This is a genomic window from Acinetobacter sp. H1(2024) (assembly GCF_046557555.1).
Classification (GTDB): domain Bacteria; phylum Pseudomonadota; class Gammaproteobacteria; order Pseudomonadales; family Moraxellaceae; genus Acinetobacter; species Acinetobacter seifertii.
This window is the reverse complement of sequence record NZ_JBKGFO010000004.1, coordinates 126,168-145,635: the sequence shown is the minus strand read 5'-3', so window position 1 is coordinate 145,635 and position 19,468 is coordinate 126,168. Positions and strand designations below refer to the sequence as shown.

The following is a 19,468-nucleotide window of genomic DNA, read 5'->3' as shown; positions in this document are numbered from 1 at the left end:
ATGAAACCCGTTATTGCGCTCATTGGTCGTCCGAATGTCGGAAAATCAACGTTATTTAACCAGATTACCAAGAGTCGTGATGCACTTGTAGCCGACTTCGCGGGTCTGACTCGTGACCGTAAATATGGTGATGCGACTTATCAAAATAAGTCTTTCATTGTTGTTGATACTGGCGGTATCGGTGAAAGTGAAGGCGGTATCGATAACTACATGGCCGAGCAGTCAAAAACAGCCATCAACGAAGCAGATATTATTATTTTTGTAGTTGATGCGCGTGCTGGTTTGTTAGCTTCTGATGAGCAAATTGCTCGTGAACTTCGTACTTTAGGTAAGAAAATTTATCTTGTTGCGAACAAGGTAGATGGTGTTCATGCTGAAGCTGCTTTAGTTGAGTTCTATAAACTTGGTATGGGTGAACCATTACAAGTTGCAGCGAGCCATGGTCGTGGCGTTCAGCAAATGCTTGAAGATGTACTTGCAGAAGTTCCGGAAGATGAAAACCCAGATGAACATGACAAAGATACTGGCTTACGTTTAGCGATTATTGGTCGTCCAAACGTGGGTAAATCAACGTTGGTAAACCGCTTACTTGGTGAAGACCGTGTAGTTGCATTTGACCAACCGGGTACAACTCGTGATTCTATTTATATTCCGTTTGAGCGTGAAGGCCGTAAATACACCTTAATTGATACAGCGGGTGTACGTCGTAAAGGTAAAGTTGATGAAATGATTGAGAAGTTCTCAATTGTTAAAACTTTACAGGCAATGAAAGATGCACACGTAGTCGTAGTTGTGGTCGATGCACGTGAAGGTATTGTTGAGCAAGACTTACATTTAATTGGCTATGCGCTTGAAGCTGGTCGTGCCATGGTGATCGCCATTAACAAATGGGACAACATGAGTGAGTATGACCGTAAGCAATGTAAGCTTGATGTTGAGCGTCGTTTTGACTTTATTCCTTGGGCAAAAATTCATTTAATTTCTGCACTGCATGGAACAGGGGTAGGTGATTTATATCCTTCTATTCATCGTGCCTATGAGTCTGCGAACTTAAAAGTATCACCAGCGAAATTAACTCAAATTTTGAGTGATGCAACAGAAGCTCACCAACCACCAATGATTAGCGGAAAACGTATTAAAATGCGTTATGCGCACATGGGTGGACAAAACCCACCAACAATTGTGATTCATGGTAACAAGGTTGATAAAACACCTGCGGACTACCGCCGTTACTTAGAGAACGTGTTCCGTAAAGTATATAAACTTGAAGGTACGCCAGTTCGTATTGACTTTAAAACTTCTGAAAACCCGTTTGAAGGTCGTAAGAGTCAGGTTGATGAGCGTACAGCTGCGCGTCGTCGTCGTTATATTCAGAAATTCAAGAAAGCGGAAAAGAAATTTAACCGTTAATTTGTATGAATGTAAAAAAGCCCAAAGTATTCTTTGGGCTTTTTATTATATGGTTTAATAAGTTATTGTTACTTTTATATTAGTTTTACTCCCAGATAGAATGGATTTAAAAATGATTGAGAGAAATATTGAAGTCTATACAGGGAAGCTAGATACATTTTTAAAACAACAACAAAAAGACTTTCCCGACTTTCGTACATTTAATGATTATAAAAAGCAGCAAATAAAGCACATTAAAAATAAGTTATTAGCTCAAAAGTTAAGTGTAAACCCAAAAGATTTGCAATTTGCAAAACATGAATATGGCAAACCTTATTTATTGGATCATACTTTGCATTTTAACCATTCGCATAGTCAGCAATATTATGCTTTGGCATTAAGTGAACGTGTTAAAGATATTGGTATAGATGTTGAAGAACTTGATCGTAAAGTACGTTTAGATAGTCTGGCACAACATGCCTTTCACGCTGATGAATATGCAACATGGCAAACTCTAGAACAAGATAGAGAGTTTTGGTTTAAAGTTTGGACGACTAAAGAAGCTGTTTTAAAAGCTTCAGGTCTTGGTATACGTTTGGATTTAAATACTTTAAATACTCAAGCGCATCCTACCAATCATGGTGGATTATGTTCGCATGAACTTATTGGAACGTTTGCTTATCAAAACTTTATCTTAGGTAACATGATTTTAACGGTCGCATGGCGTTCCGAGCAGTCTTGCCGTGGGTTTCAGTTTCCTTCTATTCAGCTTCATTCGCTTGATGGCTAACAAACGAAACAGTAGATATAAAAAAACCGCGAATTACGCGGTTTTTTTGTTTAGAGCAAGCTATAAATTAAGCTTGACCTTCAACGGCAGCAGCTTGAGCACGTTCCATATTTGCTTCGAACTCTGCATCAAAATTGATAGGAGTAAGAAGTAATTGAGGGAAGCTACCCTTAGTGACTAAGTCATTTACAGCTTCACGTAAGAACGGGAACAAAATGTTCGGGCAGTATGCACCCAAAATGTAAGGTAAGCGATCTTCTTCGATATTATCGATTAAGAAAATACCAGATTGAGTTACATCTACGATGAACGCTGTTTCATTGTCATTATTGGCTTCAACCACAACTTTTAAAGATACTTCAAAGTGAGTTGGGTCAATCTTTTCTGCAGCAGAAGAAAGATTGATGTTAAGTTCAGGTTGCCATTGTTTAGTAAAAACTTGTGCCCCTGGAACCTCAAAAGAAATATCTTTTGTATAAATACGTTCTAAAGCTAATTGTGGTTGAACTTGTTGTTCTTCGCTCATTGTTTTTTCCTTAATATGGATGCGAGGTTAAGCCAATAATTCGTCGAGTTTACCTTCACGCTCTAAAGCATAAAGTTGGTCAAAACCACCGATAAACTGATCATTAATAAAAATTTGTGGAACAGTACGGTGATTGGTACGTTGCATTAATTCAACACGTACTTCTGGTGCTTCAACAGAAAGATTTACTTCTTTGTAAGCAACACCTTTACGCTCAAGTAATTGTTTCGCGCGAACGCAATATGGGCATACAGAAGTTGAGTAAACAATGACATTTGCTGCCATAACAATTCTCCTTAAGCTTTTGGTTTGCTTTTAACGAGAGGTAAGCCTTGAGCTTTCCAGTTACTGATACCACCATCGAGGCGATAGCTGTCATGGTGAGCGACTTTTTGTAAAGCGCTACCAGCAACTTGCCCTAGGTTGCAAATAAATACCAATGGACGGTCACTTGCTTTTAATTCATCAGCATGACTTGCAATTTGGCTATAAGGAATATTGCGGCTACCACTAATGTGACCTTCGCGGAAGTCTTTGCTATCGCGTAAGTCAATTAAAATAGCATTCTTCGCTTTCACTAAAATACCAAGCGACTGTGGAGAAATTTTACGACCGTTACGTTGACCTTCAAAAATGAAGAACAATACGATCAAGACTCCGAGTGTACCAAACAAAATGGGGTGATTCCCCATAAACTCTAACCAGCGTTCCACAAGTCACCTAAAAAAATTAAAAACAAAATTGACCTAGAGTATAGCGTATATAGATGGTGATCAAAATCACCACTTCAAGGGCAAAAGGGGTAGAAAATTAGTTTTTTTGCTGCGCTTCTTGAATCTCATCGATTAAACGTAAGAAGCTGTCTAAGCGTCGTGGCAAAATTTCACCTGCTTCAACGGCCTGCTTTAAGCCACAATTCTTTTCATGAGTATGCGTGCAATTACGGAACTGACACGAACCTAAATGCGCTTCAATTTCAGGAAAACCCATACGAATTTTTTCTAAATCGAGATGCCAAAGCCCAAACTCACGAATTCCCGGCGAATCAATTAAGGCACCATTTTTACCAAAGTTGATTAAGCGCGTAGAAGTCGTGGTGTGTTGGCCAAGTGCAGAGTTTTCAGAAATGATATTGGTTTTCTGCTCGGCATCTGGAATAAGCACATTAATAAGCGAGCTTTTGCCAACACCTGATTGACCAACAAAAGCAACGGTTTCACCATCAAGTCGTTGAGATAATGTTGAAATATCACCTTTAGAATGACAAATCATGCTTTCATAACCTAAATCTTCATACTCTTTGAGCATGTCGAGAATCGGATCGTTTTCAGTGAGTAGATCTGATTTATTCAGCACTAAAAGAGCAGGAATATTTGCATCTGCACATGCCACTAAGTAGCGGTCAATCAAAGTAGGTGCTGGTTCTGGAAGTGGAGCAAAAACAATAACGATTAAACTGATATTGGCTGCCACAGGTTTTACTTTGTGATAGCGATCTGGACGAGTAAGCAGTGAAGTACGTGGGTGAATGGCTGTAATAATGCCTAAACCCGTATTTGGGTCTGCCTGCCATTTAACACGATCACCAGTTACAAGTAACTCAAGATTAGTTCGAGTATGGCAACGCCATACGCTTTTGAGCTCAATCGGTTTCCAAAATGGTTCTGGTTCGCCTTCGGCAACTTGAGGTTTTTCTGGGTGATGCTCGGGTACAGAAAGTGCCTGTACTTCAAGTTGACGGCCATAGTGCTGTACAACCAGCCCATCTAGATCTTGTGAAGTATCGACTTCTTCTTGGCGAGTTTTATGCTGTTTTTCAATACGACGTTGCTGTTGCTCAGTTAAACGACGCTTACGAATTAGAGCCATTCATATCCCAAAAAAACCATTGTTTGAAGACCGCAAAAATAGCACGAAGCTGGTATGGAATTACAGCGCAGAAGCAAGAAATTTGCTACTATTGATGTTTTTACGGCATTTTAGAACGTACATACATGAGCAGTACTTTAAATACACGATTAATTTGGATTGATCTGGAAATGACCGGTTTAGATACCGACAACGACCAGATTATTGAAATCGCAACAATTATTACAGATGATCATTTAAATGTACTTGCCGAAGGTCCGGTTTTGGCTATTCATCAACCTGATCGTATTTTAAATGCAATGGATGAGTGGAACACTCGCCAGCATGGCCAGTCAGGTTTAATTGAACGAGTTCGTCGTAGTAAGTTGACCGCCCGTGATGCTGAGTTACAAACTTTAGAATTCCTAAAAAAATGGGTGAATCCAAAAGTTTCACCCATGTGTGGTAACTCGATCTGTCAGGATCGCCGTTTCTTACACCGTCTTATGCCTGAACTTGAGCAGTATTTCCACTACCGTAATCTTGATGTATCTACGGTAAAAGAACTTTCAAAACGCTGGCGCCCTGAAATCATGAGCGGTTTGAAAAAGAATGCATCGCATTTGGCAATGGATGATATTCGTGACTCAATTTCTGAACTTAAATATTACCGTGAATACTTTTTCATTATGAATACTGATGGTAAAGATTAATGACGTTGTTCAAGTAAAAATGAAAAGGGGGCTAAAGCTCCCTTTTTTATTGTTTAAAGGACATTGTTACAATAATGCCAAGGGCTAATTTGGCTTTCATATTCATTTTGCTTAAAATGATGTTTTAAGTTTATTTATTATAAAAAGAGAGCATTTATGCAAAGTAATAACCCGATACTGACTCGCGTTGAAACGGTCAGTGACTATAGTCAACCGATGACCGTGCAAGGTGCGATTCAAAAATCTGTGATGTTGACCATCATTGCTGCCGCAGTGGGTGTCGCTTTATTTTTCTATGCAGCCTTTACTGCAAATGTTGGTATTGCTTATGCAGCTTCAATTGTGGGTGCAATTGGTGGCTTGGTTTTAGCTTTAATTACAACGTTTAAACCAACAACTGCGCCAACATTAGCAATTCCGTATGCCTTATTTGAAGGGGCGTTTCTAGGTGGTATTTCATTTACTTTCCAGTTGAAATATCCTGGCGTTCCTCTTCAAGCTTTATTGGCAACCTTCGTAACCACTTTAGTGATGTTTGGTCTCTATAAGTTCCAAATTATCCGTGCTACTGAAAAGTTCAAATCAGTTGTTATCTCTGCATCTTTAGCGATCTTTATTGTATTTATCGTGCAGATGGTTATGCGTTTAGCATTTGGTTCAAGTGTTCCTTATATTTTTGAAAGTAACTGGTTAGGAATTGGTTTTGCTGCATTTGTTGCAGTGATTGCTTCACTTAACTTAATTTTAGATTTTGATTTAATTGAAATTAACGCAGCATATCGTGCTCCAAAATTCATGGAATGGTTGTGTGGTATTGCGTTGCTTGCAACTTTGGTCTGGATGTATATCTCGTTCTTACGTCTACTTGGCTTATTGGCTGATGACTAAAATTTAGATCATAAAAAGTCGCTCCGCTATAGGGGCGATTTTTTTTCGTGCGATTTTTGAAAAAAGATGCATTATGCAATTTCGAAAACTGCTGAATATTGGCATTATGCTGAAAATTGTTTTGAGTGAGATCGGCATGACACAAGGACTTTTAGCAGGTAAGCGCTTTTTGATTGCAGGCGTTGCTAGTAAATTATCAATTGCTTTTGGTATTGCCCAAGCATTACACCGTGAAGGTGCTGAGCTTGCGTTTACTTATCCAAACGAAAAATTAAAAAAACGTGTAGATGAGTTTGCTGAGCAATTCGGTTCTAAGCTTGTGTTTCCATGTGATGTTGCCGTTGATGCTGAAATTGATAATGCATTTGCGGAACTTGCAAAACATTGGGATGGCCTAGACGGTGTTGTGCACTCAATCGGCTTTGCTCCTGCACACACACTTGACGGTGACTTCACTGACGTGACTGACCGTGACGGTTTTAAAATTGCTCATGACATTAGCGCATACAGCTTTGTTGCAATGGCACGTGCTGCAAAACCTTTATTACAAGCTCGCCAAGGTTGTTTATTAACTTTGACTTACCAAGGTTCTGAGCGCGTTATGCCTAACTACAATGTAATGGGTATGGCGAAAGCATCTTTAGAAGCTGGTGTTCGTTACTTGGCATCAAGCTTAGGTGTTGATGGTATCCGTGTAAACGCGATTTCTGCAGGTCCAATCCGTACTTTAGCTGCTTCTGGTATTAAATCTTTCCGTAAAATGTTAGATGCTAACGAAAAAGTTGCACCATTAAAGCGTAACGTAACGATTGAAGAAGTAGGTAATGCCGCGTTATTCCTATGCTCACCTTGGGCTTCAGGTATTACTGGTGAAATTCTATATGTAGATGGTGGTTTCAATACTGTAGGTATGAGCCAATCTATGATGGATGATGAATAAGTTTTAAAATTTATTCAGACATAAAAAAAGCCGTAGTTGAAGGACTATGGCTTTTTTAGTGGGCGCAAGTTATTGCGGTAACTCTTTTACAGGCGAACCACCTAACGCCTGCATAAGGGTAACATAAGCGTTGTATTGGCTTTGCTTGGTTTCAACAAGACTCAAGCGCGCAGTACGTGTAGTTTGCTGAGCATCGAGAAGTGTTTTTAATGCAACAGCACCATAACGATAACGCACTTCAGTTAAACGTTCGGTTTTTTCTGCAAGTTCAACATTACGTGCTTGAAACTCTACTTGTTTGTCGAGTTCAGTACGACTTGATAACGCATTTTCTACATCAGCAAAAGCTTGATAAAGCGTTTGGCGATATTGAATAATCGCTTTTTCATAGTCTAGGTCGCTAATCGCAATATTTTTTTTCATATCGTTATATTGCAAAAACGGTAAGCTTAAACTCGCCCCAAGTGTGAGGGCAGGGTTGCGTAACAACTCCGTTAACGACGTGCTACTTGAACCTAAACTACTGGTTAAGCTAATTGATGGATAGTAGCTTGCTTTTGTTGCATCTTTGGTTGCTAGAGTTTCTCGTAGGCGAAGCTCGGCTGCTTGCAAGTCTGGACGACGTGACAAAATATCCGCTGGTAAACCAGCACCAATAGCAGGGAGTGCAGTACGTGGTAAACGTTGTGGTTCTTGAATGTTGAGCTGCTGTACAGGTTCATGCAATAACACTGCAATCGCTGTACGGGTTTCAACAAGCTGTTGTTCAATTTGACTTAAACTTGCTTTTTGGCTTTGAACAGACTGTTCGGCTTGCGTGAGGTCTAAGCCCGAAACTGCGCCAGCTTTATATTGGGTTTGAACCAACTGATAAAGCTTTTGTGAAGTGGCTAAGCTTTGCTGCGCAGTTGCATAACGTTCATTTAAGTAGCCGAGTTGCCAGTAGAGTTTCGCTGTAGTAGCAATCAGACTTTGCCCTGTAGACTGCAAATCTTGTTCAGTTGCTAAGGCTTCCCATTTACTCGCTTCGGTTTGACGAGCAAGCTTGCCAAACAAATCAAGCTCATAGCTTACACCCGCACTCATTGATAAGCCTTTAGAGCTGTCATCACCTGAATTTAAATCAAAAGTATGGCCTGTAGAAACACTTGAACTGGTACGTAAGCCTTGTTGATTTGCAGTTAAATCAGCTTTTAAGCGAGCTTGTTTTAAGGTGATTCCTGCAACCGCCAAATCGCTATTGCGTTGTAACACGTTATTTACAAGCTGGTTGAGTTGAGCATCGTTAAAAAGCGTCCACCAACGGTCAGAATATTGCTCGACTGATGCTGTTTTTGTTTTAGTTGCATCGTATTGGAAGCTACCCGGAACCTGTACAGACGGCGCTTGGTAAGGTGTTTTAACCATTGCTGCACATCCCACAAGAGAACTGGTGAGGAGAAGTGCTGCGCTAAGTTTAGTCATTGAAAAAGACATGCAATTTTCCTTATTCTCGTGATAGTGCTGCAACAGGATCGAGTTTTGCGGCATTTTTGGCAGGCAAGAAACCGAATACGACACCAATTAATGTTGAGCAAACAAATGCAGCCACAATCGAAGTCGTAGAATATGCTACTGCGAAATTACCTGCGGCTACTTTGTTAATGAGCTGCCCTAGACCCAGCGAAAGCAATACGCCAAGTACACCACCAATTAAACATACTAAAATTGCTTCGATTAGGAACTGCTGCAAAATATCACTTTGTCGAGCGCCGACAGCCATACGGACCCCAATTTCCTGAGTACGTTCGGTCACCGAAACCAACATAATATTCATTACACCGATACCACCAACTACAAGAGAAATGACAGCAATTGCTGAAACTAGAAGTGTCATGGTGCTGGTTGTTTTCTCAATGGTTTGACGGATACTGTCACTGTTCATTGTGAAAATATCTTGAGCACCATGTCTTTGTGTGAGTAAGTTAACAATCGCATTTTCGGCTGCACTGGTTGAGTATTGATCATTAATACGAACCACAATATTACGTACATTGGCTTGTCCCAACATACGGCTCATGACTGTGGTATATGGCATATATACATTGAGTGTGTCATCTGAACCCATACCGCTAGTTTGAGGCTCTACAATACCGATAATACGAGCCGGTACACTACCGAGTAATACCACTTGCCCAATTGGGTTGGTACCATCACTAAAGAACTGCTTTTGTGTATTGGTATCAATCACAACATCTTGTGAACGGTCACGTACACTACGCTGATCAAAGGTTTGTCCATCTTTAAAAACCAAACCCTTTACATCAAAATAATCGTTGCTCACACCGTTAATAGTCGCGTTTGCTTCATTTTGCTGATAACGCATTGTTTTTGATGTACTGACCATTGGACTGACCGCACTTACATAAGGCTGGGTCATTAATGCATCAGCATCGGCAGGAACCAAAGTTTTAAAACTGGCTGTTTTGGAGTTGTCACCAAAACCTTTACCCTGAAAAACTGTAATGGTATTGGTACCGAGACCGCTAATATTTTCTAAAATCTGCTTTTGCGAGCCATTACCCAGAGCGACAACCGTTACCACGGAAGCAATCCCGATAATAATACCTAACATGGTGAGGAAGGTACGCATACGGTGGGCATTCATGGACAGTAAAGCCATTTGGAAAGCTTCAGATAAGCGGTCTAAAGTTGAGCGCCAAGCCGAAATACTTTTACCTTTTTTCTGCTTGTTTTGTAGAGCAGGGGCTGCATCTGGGTCAGATTTAACTTCTTCTGTAGATTGGTCTGGAGCATTAGGACGGTCACTAATAATTTCCCCGTCACTAATTTCAATAATACGCGTTGCATTTTTTGCAACTTGCATATCGTGTGTGACCAAAATAATGGTATGACCAGCGGCATTAAGTTCACGCAAAATTCGCATGACCTCAACACCGCTATGTGAATCGAGCGCACCCGTTGGCTCATCGGCCAAGATTACATCACCACCATTCATGAGGGCACGTGCAATTGAAACACGTTGCTGTTGACCACCTGAAAGCTGGCTTGGTCGGTTTTGTGTTTTAGTCCCTAAGCCTAATTCAGTGAGTAGAGCTGTTGCACGCTGTTTACGATCAGAAGGTGTAACGCCTGCATAAACAGCTGGGACCTCAACGTTACCTTCGGCAGATAAGTCACCGAGTAAATGATAGCGCTGGAAAATAAACCCAAAATATTCACGACGTAACTGTGCTAACTGGTCGGGTTCTAGTTTACCTGTTTCTTGGCCATTAACTTTATAGCTACCACTCGTTGGGCGGTCCAGACAGCCTAAAATATTCATGAGTGTTGATTTACCAGAACCGGACTGACCGACAATGGCAACAAGTTCACCTTCATAAATAGTAAGGTCAATGCCTTTTAAAATTTGTATCGTGCTTTCGCCAGCAGGGAATTCCCGGACCAGATTGCTGACTTCAAGCAAAGCTTGTTTTGTCATGCTTACATTCCCATTGGGCCACGGCGGCGATTATTACCACTATTTGCAGAAGCAGCAGAAGTATCTGAGCTGTCTGCAATCACAACTTGGTCACCTTGTTTTAATCCGGCAAGTACTTGAGCATTTACACGGTTGTTAATACCTACCAATATTTGAGTCGGTTTAGTTGTTCCATCTGCTTGTAAAATACGCACTACACTAAGCGTTGCCTTACCTTGTTCAACCAGTTGTTTTTGTTCAGCAGTTAAATTTAAGCGTTCTAAACGAGCACCATTACCTGTCTGTTTTCTTTCCGCACTTGGAGTTGAAGCAGCTTTATCTGTAGCCTGACCAGATTTTTTCTGACCAGAAAATTGTTTATTACTTAAAGCAGAAGATGGAACCAGTAAAGCATTCTTTGCTGAATCTAGTACGATATAAACTTGAGCAGTCATATCAATACGTAATTTGCCATCTGTATTTGGAACGTCAAATAAAGCGTTGTAATAAACAGCTGAACTTGTAGTTGAGCTTGTCGTACTTGTTGTTTCACTAGAAATTGAATCTGGAGCTGGTTCAATCTGACGCAATGTCGCATAGCGTTTAGTTTCATCGCCTAGAGTAGTGAAGTAGACTTGTTGGCCTTTTTCTACTCGCATAATATCGGCTTCACTCACCTGTGCTTTAATCGTCATATTTTGTAGTTTCGCAATTTTAACGATCGTTGGAGCACTTTGGTTCGCGTTTACGGTTTGGCCTTCTTCAGTGACAATCGCAACAACCGTACCATCAGTTGGCGCAACAATACGTGTATAGCCAATGTTTGTTTGTGCTGTTGAACGAGTAACTTTCGCAGACTCAATTTGTGCATCTAATGCTTTAACTTGTGCCTGAGCTGTTTTATAAGCAGCTTCAGCTGATTCTAAGTCGGCACGAGGTGTCGCATCTTGAGCATACATTTGTTGCTGACGACGATACTCAAGTTGTTTTTCATTTAAAGATGCCACTTGTTGAAGTCGCTGAGCTTCTAAGTTTTTAATGTTGGCATCAGATGTTTTTAAACTGTTTTCTTGGGTAGTTGAGTCAATTTGTGCAATCAGTTGGCCCTGTTTTACATGATCACCAAGTTGCACATACATTTTTTTAACCTGACCAGACACCTGAGCACCGACACTAATCAGTTTGGTTGCATCAAGTGTACCTGTGGCAAGTACATTATTTTCAATGTCTCCGCGAGTTACCTCTGCTGTAATATATTGAGGCTGCTGCTGTTTAGGCTTTAAAAATTTCCAAGCTAGCGCAGCAATAACTGCTATACAGACGACAATAATAACGAGTTTAATTGGCTTTATTTTTGGCATGGCAAGAGGTCGAAAAGTCTAAAATTTCACTTAGTATAAAAGTCAAATGAGGATAAAACGTGAATTTTTATGATATTTCAACAAAAGCAGCCGCCCAATTTCTAAGCGCTATTGTATAAATAATGTTTTCCCACACAACTCGGCAATGGCCTGCTGCATTAAATGTTCGGCATTTTCATTCGACATGCCTTTGATTGCTGCATCAATTTGCAAGAGTAGAGTAGACCAGCCTAAAAACTGTTGTGGATTGAGTCTTCTTAAAGCTTGTTGATATAAGCTAACTTTTGTTTTCCAGATTCCTAGTTGCAATGCATTATGCGGTTGTTCAAACAACTGCATGAGTAAACGCATTTCTTTACTTAATGTCCATAAGATCAGGCTTTCAGGTTCACCAGAACCAATTAAATACTGGAAAATCTTAATCGACTGGGCAAGATTACCTTCTAATAAAGCATCACTTAAATCGTAAGTGGTGTAACGGGATTGATCTTGTAGACATGCATATAACTGTTCAATTTGAATCAGCTTTTGGTCTGGGAAAGTATCTCGTACGCGCATTAAGCTATTTTTAGCAGCGAGTAAGTTGTGCTCATGATGCTGCATGAGCCACTGCCAAGCGTCATTGTCGAGTTGAATTTCGAGCTTGTCTGCTTCGGCAGTTAAAATTCTTTGACGGTCTTGCGGGTAGTTGGCAGTTAGTGCAACCACAACGCCGTTTGCTTCAACAACTTGGAAAAAAGCAGACTTTAAACTGCTACTGTCTTGTTTAGGTAAAACAATTAACAGCAGGTTAGTTTCATTGTGCTGAATATAGCTTTTAAGCTGTTTTAGACCATTTGCATCGGGCTTGATATTGCCATGAACTTCAATCGCAAGTTGCTGCGAAAATAAAGACAAGCTGTTCAGTGCATTAAAAACATTTTTCCAGTCACTCACACTACTAATGTCATAGCGCTGTCTTTCAATGTCTTGCTGCTGCCAGCTTTTGCGGAAAGTATCTAATAAGTTTTGTTCAAGTAATGGTTCCTGTCCATGCAGAATCCACGCACCCCGAGCTTCCGGAATGCGTTTAAGAGCTTGTAAATAGTCAAGTTTCATTACTTAAGAACAATTAAATCTTATGGTTGAGCTTTTGGTAAGCGGTTTGCTGAAATTTGACGAGTAATTTGCTGTGCAATGTCATCAATCACAATACGTTGTAAGTAACCTTCTTGCTGGTTCTCAGTGTTAACCGTTGCCAAGTCGTATTGATAACTACGAGATGCAGTTAAAGTACGTGGCTCGGTAATTTTATTACCTTGACGGTCTTCAATTTGGAAAGTCACAGTCAAGCGTAACAACACTTCTGTAAGCTTACCATTTAGAAGTTGACGACGCGGTGTGTACTCTAAAACATGAAGAACATACGCATCATTGTCATTGCTGAACTGAACGCCATTTGCAGCTAAATACACTTTTAATTGTGTTTCTAGGTCATCGGTTTTTGCCGGTAACTCAAGGCTTAACTTTTTATAAACAAGTGGAGTCGCAGTCGGGTTAGTTCCTTTTAAATGGAAACCACACCCGACTAAGCCTGCACTAAGGCCTAAGGTTAAAACAACAGCGGCTAAACGTTTGGCTAAGTGCATGCTTGATCCTCTCATTAATACCTGTAATTAAACCACGAGGTTAACCAATTTGTTTGGAACCACAATTTCTTTTTTGGTTGGTCCTGTTAAGAACTGTTGAACTTCTGGTAATGCTTTAGCCTGAGCTAATAAGTCATCTTTAGAAATATCGACAGAAACTTCAAGTTTACCGCGAAGTTTACCATTTACTTGTACAACAATCGTTTGGGTATTACGTGTTAATGCAGAAGCATCAACCTCAGGGAAGATTGCTGCTGTTAAGTCCGTACCAAACTGAGTCAATAAAGTTTGACTTAAATGCGGTGCAAATGGAGCAAGTAACGTTAACAATGTGGTGATTGCTTCACGTTCTACAGCAACATCATTGTCATCTTTTGCTTCAAACTTGTTGCTTGCGTTTAACAATTCCATCAAAGCAGCAATTGCAGTGTTGAATGCATGACGACGTTCAATATCATCACTTACTTTTTGAATCGTTTCGTGAGTCTTACGACGTAAATCTTGAGCATCTTTAGACAAGTTTGCTGTATCGATTGCAGTTGCAGCGTTTCCTTTTTCAAGGAAGCTTGCTACCAGACGCCATACACGTTTCAAGAAACGGTTAGCACCTTCAACACCTGCATCAGACCATTCTAAAGATTGATCTGGTGGAGCAGCAAACATCATGAATACACGTGCGGTATCTGCACCGTATTGATCAATAATTGCTTGTGGGTCAATACCGTTATTTTTCGACTTAGACATTTTTTCTTGTCCGCCGATAATCACTTCTTGACCGTCACCTGAATATTTTGCAGAAAGAATACGACCTTTCTCATCACGTTCTAATTCGATGTCAGCAGGGTTGAACCAAGTTTTCTTACCATTTTCTGCTTCACGATAGAATGTATCTGCAAGCACCATGCCTTGAGTTAACAAGTTAGTAAATGGTTCATTACCTTGTACAACGCCTTCATCACGCATTAATTTGTGGAAGAAACGTGCATAAAGTAAGTGAAGAATCGCGTGTTCAACACCACCAATGTATTGGTTTACAGGAAGCCAGTTTTGAGCAGCTTCAGGTTTCACCATACCGCCAGTGAAGTCTGGAGACGCATAGCGTGCGTAGTACCAAGATGACTCTACGAATGTATCCAATGTATCTGTTTCACGGCGTGCATCGCCACCACAGCAAGGACATTTCGTTTCATAGAACTCAGGCATTTTATTAAGCGGGTTACCTGAACCATCTGGAACAACGTCAGTTGGTAATACAACTGGAAGTTGGTCTTCTGGAACTGTGACTTGACCACAAGTATCACAGTTAATCATTGGAATTGGACAACCCCAGTAACGTTGACGAGAAACACCCCAGTCACGTAAACGGAATTGAACTTTAGAGTTTGCTAAACCTTGTGGTTCTAATTTCGCAAGGAATGCGTCAAACGCAGCTTGGAATTCTAAACCATCAAACTCGCCAGAGTTAACAAGTTTACCTTCTTTAGAACCGTACCATTCTTGCCACTCAGTTGCAGAGTAGTCTGCATCGTCAGCGCCTTTGGCATCAATCACTTGCTTAATTGGTAAGCTGAACTTATTTGCAAATTCAAAGTCACGTTCGTCATGTGCTGGTACAGCCATCACTGCACCAGAACCATAAGACATTAATACGTAGTTTGCGATCCAGACAGGAAGCTGTTCACCAGTTACAGGGTGTTTTACAAACAAGCCTGTTGCCATGCCTTTTTTCTCGGCTGTTGCCAAGTCAGCTTCTGCAACTGAACCCATGCGGCATTCTTCAATAAATGCAGCCAATTCAGGGTTGTTTTCAGCAGCTTTAAGCGCAAGAGGGTGTTCTGCTGCAACAGCAACATATGTCACGCCCATAAGCGTGTCAGCACGTGTTGTATAAACAGTTAAGCCGTCAGCATAAATTTCGGTATTGGCAGATGGGAAAGTAATTTCCATACCAGTAGAGCGACCAATCCAGTTACGTTGCATGGTCAACACTTGTTGAGGCCAGCCGTCTTGTAAAGTGTCTAGGTCGTCTAATAATTCTTGTGCATAGTCCGTAATACGGAAGTAGTACATTGGAATATCGCGTTTTTCAACCAATGCACCAGAACGCCAACCGCGACCATTTTCAACTTGTTCGTTAGCTAAAACTGTTTGGTCAACCGGGTCCCAGTTTACTGTTGAAAGTTTACGGTAGATTAAGCCTTTTTTATAAAGTTGAACGAACAACCATTGTTCCCAGTGATAGTACTCTGGTGTACAAGTTGCAAATTCACGGTCCCAATCTACAGATAGACCTAATTTTTTTAATTGGTCACGCATGTAAGCGATGTTTTCAAATGTCCATTTTGCCGGAGCAACTTTATGGGCAATTGCAGCGTTTTCCGCAGGTAAACCAAATGCGTCCCAACCCATTGGTTGTAGCACGGTTTCGCCTTTTAGACGGTAAAAACGGCTAATTACGTCGCCAATTGTATAGTTACGCACATGACCCATGTGCAGTTTGCCACTTGGGTAAGGGAACATTGACAGGATGTAACGATGTTTACCTTCGACAGTGTCGGCAACTTTAAAGACTTTACGATTTTCCCAATCTTGTTGGACTGATGGTTCAATCGTGTTTGCTTGATATTCTGGGTCAATGTGAGAAATAGTCATAGACGTAAGCTATACAACGAAAATTGAAATGAAAGATTGCTGCACAGCATAGCGCAAAATACAGGAAAATGTCAGTTTTTAGATCACGATTTTATCTTTTAATATGAGCTATAAAAATTTCCCAACTCATTCTTCTTTATTTTAAATCATGGAAGAGTGGTGAAAGTATTCACCACTCTTCTTTTACTTAACGTGGTGCTGTAGCAGATGGAGCCGGCGCCGCAGGTGGAGCTGCTGCTACGGTTGTATTTTTTTCCTGTACTGCGTTAGCTGCTGGTACTGCTTTATCTGTTTTATCTTGAGTTTGTTGTTCTGGGGCAGGTGTCGAATTCTTTACAGGTGGCTGGGTGCCATAAGTTGAAACTGTGTTCAAATGTTTCGCGCCTTTAGGCGGCGGTGTCGTGGTGTAGTGGGTCGAGCCACTTTTATCTATCCATTTGTAATATTGCTCTGCCTGACTCTGACTTGAGCAAACTAAAATCGCTGTTGCGACTGCTGTATATAAGCTTGTTTTTAAATAAGATAAGTTCATATTAGATGTTCCCCAAAAAATACTGACTATATTTAAATAAAGTTCATAAATAAGCAATTTAGAATGAGTGGTTTTATATCAAAAAGAGTGTTTTTTTATATAAATAATGGGGGCAGGGTGATCAAATTTACGATTCGATATTAGATTAAAAAAACGTCAGCTAGTTTTTTTTATGGAAAAACCTTTCCTTTAATCTTGACTTTAGTGAATTAAACAACAAAAATGCTTTCTTTAGTTTTATATGCGATTATTTGATCACCCTTCGAATAACCGTCATGTTTTGTAATAGACATTCTCTCTAGCCGAGAGATTGATTTTACTAAAGTATGTATATCCAGACATGCTTTATTAATGTTAAAAAAGCTTATACGGCTGAAAAACAGAAATTTTTCTATTGCAACGAAAACTAGACAATATGTGTGCTATAACAGTGCAGACAATTCAATGAATGAAACACTATTTGTGCCTTCCATAAATAGTGATAAAGAATTTAGGGTGAATCACGTTGGAACTTTTATCTGGTGGTGAAATGCTCGTTCGTGCTCTTGCGGACGAAGGCGTTGAACATGTTTTTGGTTATCCAGGCGGCGCTGTATTACATATTTATGATGCGCTATTTCAACAAGACAAAATTAATCATTACCTCGTACGTCATGAACAAGCTGCTGGTCATATGGCAGATGCTTACTCACGTGCCACAGGTAAGACTGGCGTAGTACTGGTCACTTCAGGACCTGGCGCAACCAATACAGTAACTCCAATTGCAACAGCTTATATGGACTCAATCCCAATGGTGATTTTGTCTGGCCAAGTTGCATCACATCTTATTGGTGAAGACGCTTTCCAAGAAACTGATATGGTCGGTATTTCACGTCCTATCGTGAAACACAGTTTCCAAGTTCGTCACGCAAGTGAAATTCCTGCAATTATCAAAAAAGCATTTTATATCGCATCAAGTGGTCGCCCTGGTCCAGTTGTAGTCGATATTCCTAAAGATGCGACTAATCCAGCAGAAAAATTTGCATACGAATATCCTGAAAAAGTGAAGATGCGTTCTTATCAACCACCTTCACGTGGTCACTCTGGTCAAATTCGTAAAGCGATTGATGAACTTTTAAGTGCAAAGCGCCCTATCATTTATACGGGTGGTGGTGTTGTTCAAGGTAATGCATCAGCATTATTAACTGAACTCGCTCATTTATTAGGTTATCCAGTAACTAACACGCTTATGGGCCTTGGTGGCTTCCCGGGCGACGATCCACAGTTCGTGGGTATGTTAGGTATGCATGGTACTTATGAAGCAAATATGACAATGCATAATGCTGATGTCATTCTTGCGGTAGGTGCTCGTTTTGATGACCGAGTAACTAATAATCCTGCAAAATTCTGTTTAAATGCCAAAGTTATTCATATTGATATTGACCCGGCAAGCATTTCAAAAACAATTATGGCGCACATTCCGATTGTAGGGGCAGTTGAGCCTGTACTTCAGGAAATGTTGACCCAGTTGAAACAATTGAATGTGTCTAAGCCAAACCCTGAAGCGATTGCTGCATGGTGGGATCAAATTAATGAATGGCGTAAAGTTCATGGCTTGAAGTTTGAAACACCGACTGATGGCACAATGAAGCCTCAGCAAGTTGTTGAAGCTTTATATAAAGTAACGAATGGTGATGCCATCATTACTTCAGACGTTGGTCAGCATCAAATGTTTGGTGCGTTGTACTACAAGTACAAACGTCCACGTCAATGGATCAACTCTGGTGGTCTTGGCACCATGGGTGTTGGTTTACCTTATGCCATGGCTGCGAAGCTTGCTTTCCCAGATCAACAAGTTGTTTGTATTACGGGTGAAGCTTCAATTCAAATGTGTATTCAAGAGCTTTCAACTTGTAAGCAATACGGCATGAATGTGAAGATCTTATGCTTGAATAACCGTGCTTTAGGTATGGTTAAACAGTGGCAAGATATGAACTACGAAGGCCGTCATTCAAGCTCATATGTTGAATCATTGCCTGATTTTGGCAAGTTGATGGAAGCTTATGGCCATGTTGGTATTCAAATTGATCATGCTGATGAATTAGAGTCAAAGCTTGCTGAAGCAATGGCGATTAATGATAAATGTGTATTCATCAACGTTATGGTTGATCGCACAGAACATGTATATCCAATGTTGATCGCAGGTCAGTCCATGAAGGATATGTGGTTAGGTAAAGGGGAGCGTACATAATGAGACATATTATTTCTGTACTCGTTGAAAACGAAGCTGGTGCGCTTTCTCGTTTGGTGGGTTTATTCAGTCAACGTAACTACAACATTGAGACGTTGAATGTTGCCCCAACCGAAGATCCTACGTTATCACGTTTAACGTTAACCACTTATGGTGATGACCATAAAATTGAACAGATTACGAAGCAACTCAACAAACTTGTTGAAGTTGTAAAAGTAGTAGATTTATCAGAAGGTTCACACATTGAGCGTGAACTGATGTTGATTAAAGTAAAAGCGTTAGGTGCTTCACGTGCTGAAATTAAGCGTACAGCGGATATTTTCCGTGCGCAAATTGTAGACGTGACATCAACAACCTATACCATTCAAATAGCAGGGACAACTGAAAAATTAGATGGTTTTATTGATGCGCTTTCAGAAAACACCATTCTAGAAGTCGTTCGTTCAGGGGTATCTGGTATCGCCCGTGGCGAAAAAGTTTTAGCCATTTAATTTTTTAAAAAGTATTTTAG

18 protein-coding genes are annotated in these 19,468 nt (G+C 40.4%); 7 read left to right on the top strand and 11 right to left on the bottom strand.

Going from position 1 to position 19,468, the window contains the following annotated elements; all coding sequences use genetic code 11:
- Both der and ACLCEG_RS12565 read left to right on the top strand, forming a co-directional pair.
- On the top strand, positions 1–1,410 hold the full coding sequence (gene der, locus ACLCEG_RS12570) for a ribosome biogenesis GTPase Der (RefSeq protein WP_019458083.1): 1,410 nt from the start codon (positions 1–3) through the stop codon (positions 1,408–1,410).
- Between the two features lie 112 nt (positions 1,411–1,522).
- Positions 1,523–2,179, top strand: a complete 657-nt coding sequence (locus ACLCEG_RS12565) for a 4'-phosphopantetheinyl transferase family protein (protein ID WP_410567745.1) — start codon at positions 1,523–1,525, stop codon at positions 2,177–2,179.
- Between the two features lie 67 nt (positions 2,180–2,246).
- On the opposite strand, the gene secB is transcribed toward ACLCEG_RS12565, so the two are convergent.
- From secB to rsgA, 4 genes are all read right to left on the bottom strand, one after another.
- The gene (gene secB / locus ACLCEG_RS12560) at positions 2,247–2,705 is read right to left on the bottom strand and encodes a protein-export chaperone SecB (protein ID WP_004698753.1); all 459 of its coding nucleotides are present in this window, start codon (positions 2,703–2,705) and stop codon (positions 2,247–2,249) included.
- A 27-nt stretch (positions 2,706–2,732) separates the two neighbouring features.
- Positions 2,733–2,990 carry a glutaredoxin 3 gene (gene grxC / locus ACLCEG_RS12555; RefSeq protein ID WP_002114715.1) on the bottom strand — a complete coding sequence of 86 codons (258 nt, stop codon included), beginning with the start codon at positions 2,988–2,990 and terminating at the stop codon, positions 2,733–2,735.
- An 11-nt stretch (positions 2,991–3,001) separates the two neighbouring features.
- On the bottom strand, positions 3,002–3,418 hold the full coding sequence (locus ACLCEG_RS12550) for a rhodanese-like domain-containing protein (RefSeq protein ID WP_004698745.1): 417 nt from the start codon (positions 3,416–3,418) through the stop codon (positions 3,002–3,004).
- 97 nt (positions 3,419–3,515) lie between these two features.
- Entirely contained in the window at positions 3,516–4,574 is a 1,059-nt protein-coding gene (rsgA, locus tag ACLCEG_RS12545; RefSeq protein ID WP_004698743.1) for a ribosome small subunit-dependent GTPase A, read from the bottom strand.
- 125 nt (positions 4,575–4,699) lie between these two features.
- Here rsgA and orn point away from each other — a divergent pair, with 125 nt between their 5' ends.
- The 3 genes from orn (at position 4,700) to ACLCEG_RS12530 (ending at position 7,094) form a co-directional block, all read left to right on the top strand.
- The gene (gene orn, locus ACLCEG_RS12540; RefSeq protein ID WP_000099436.1) at positions 4,700–5,266 is read left to right on the top strand and encodes an oligoribonuclease; all 567 of its coding nucleotides are present in this window, start codon (positions 4,700–4,702) and stop codon (positions 5,264–5,266) included.
- A gap of 156 nt (positions 5,267–5,422) precedes the next feature.
- Complete coding sequence (locus ACLCEG_RS12535) at positions 5,423–6,154, top strand: Bax inhibitor-1/YccA family protein (RefSeq protein ID WP_410567743.1); 732 nt, start codon at positions 5,423–5,425, stop codon at positions 6,152–6,154.
- Between the two features lie 136 nt (positions 6,155–6,290).
- Positions 6,291–7,094, top strand: a complete 804-nt coding sequence (locus ACLCEG_RS12530) for an enoyl-ACP reductase (RefSeq protein ID WP_004698737.1) — start codon at positions 6,291–6,293, stop codon at positions 7,092–7,094.
- Positions 7,095–7,163: 69 nt separating this feature from the next.
- Here ACLCEG_RS12530 and ACLCEG_RS12525 read toward each other — a convergent pair whose 3' ends face one another.
- The 7 genes from ACLCEG_RS12525 to ACLCEG_RS12495 form a co-directional block, all read right to left on the bottom strand.
- Positions 7,164–8,558, bottom strand: a complete 1,395-nt coding sequence (locus ACLCEG_RS12525; RefSeq protein ID WP_077169151.1) for an efflux transporter outer membrane subunit — start codon at positions 8,556–8,558, stop codon at positions 7,164–7,166.
- Between the two features lie 22 nt (positions 8,559–8,580).
- The gene (locus tag ACLCEG_RS12520) at positions 8,581–10,575 is read right to left on the bottom strand and encodes a MacB family efflux pump subunit (RefSeq protein ID WP_004698732.1); all 1,995 of its coding nucleotides are present in this window, start codon (positions 10,573–10,575) and stop codon (positions 8,581–8,583) included.
- Between the two features lie 2 nt (positions 10,576–10,577).
- Entirely contained in the window at positions 10,578–11,915 is a 1,338-nt protein-coding gene (locus ACLCEG_RS12515) for a MacA family efflux pump subunit (RefSeq protein ID WP_004698731.1), read from the bottom strand.
- Positions 11,916–12,023: 108 nt separating this feature from the next.
- Positions 12,024–13,013: a DNA polymerase III subunit delta gene (holA, locus tag ACLCEG_RS12510; protein WP_004698728.1), complete on the bottom strand. Its 990-nt coding sequence runs from the start codon at positions 13,011–13,013 to the stop codon at positions 12,024–12,026.
- 20 nt (positions 13,014–13,033) lie between these two features.
- Positions 13,034–13,543 carry an LPS assembly lipoprotein LptE gene (gene lptE / locus ACLCEG_RS12505; RefSeq protein ID WP_004698727.1) on the bottom strand — a complete coding sequence of 170 codons (510 nt, stop codon included), beginning with the start codon at positions 13,541–13,543 and terminating at the stop codon, positions 13,034–13,036.
- A gap of 27 nt (positions 13,544–13,570) precedes the next feature.
- Entirely contained in the window at positions 13,571–16,195 is a 2,625-nt protein-coding gene (gene leuS / locus ACLCEG_RS12500) for a leucine--tRNA ligase (RefSeq protein ID WP_019458092.1), read from the bottom strand.
- Positions 16,196–16,382: 187 nt separating this feature from the next.
- On the bottom strand, positions 16,383–16,727 hold the full coding sequence (locus tag ACLCEG_RS12495; protein ID WP_134262253.1) for a DUF4124 domain-containing protein: 345 nt from the start codon (positions 16,725–16,727) through the stop codon (positions 16,383–16,385).
- Between the two features lie 505 nt (positions 16,728–17,232).
- Between ACLCEG_RS12495 and ACLCEG_RS12490 the strand changes: the two genes are divergently transcribed.
- Both ACLCEG_RS12490 and ilvN read left to right on the top strand, forming a co-directional pair.
- Positions 17,233–18,957: an acetolactate synthase 3 large subunit gene (locus tag ACLCEG_RS12490; RefSeq protein WP_004698721.1), complete on the top strand. Its 1,725-nt coding sequence runs from the start codon at positions 17,233–17,235 to the stop codon at positions 18,955–18,957.
- Entirely contained in the window at positions 18,957–19,448 is a 492-nt protein-coding gene (ilvN, locus tag ACLCEG_RS12485; protein ID WP_004698718.1) for an acetolactate synthase small subunit, read from the top strand. The genes ACLCEG_RS12490 and ilvN overlap by 1 nt, the downstream gene beginning before the upstream one ends.
- Positions 19,449–19,468: the final 20 nt, after the last annotated feature.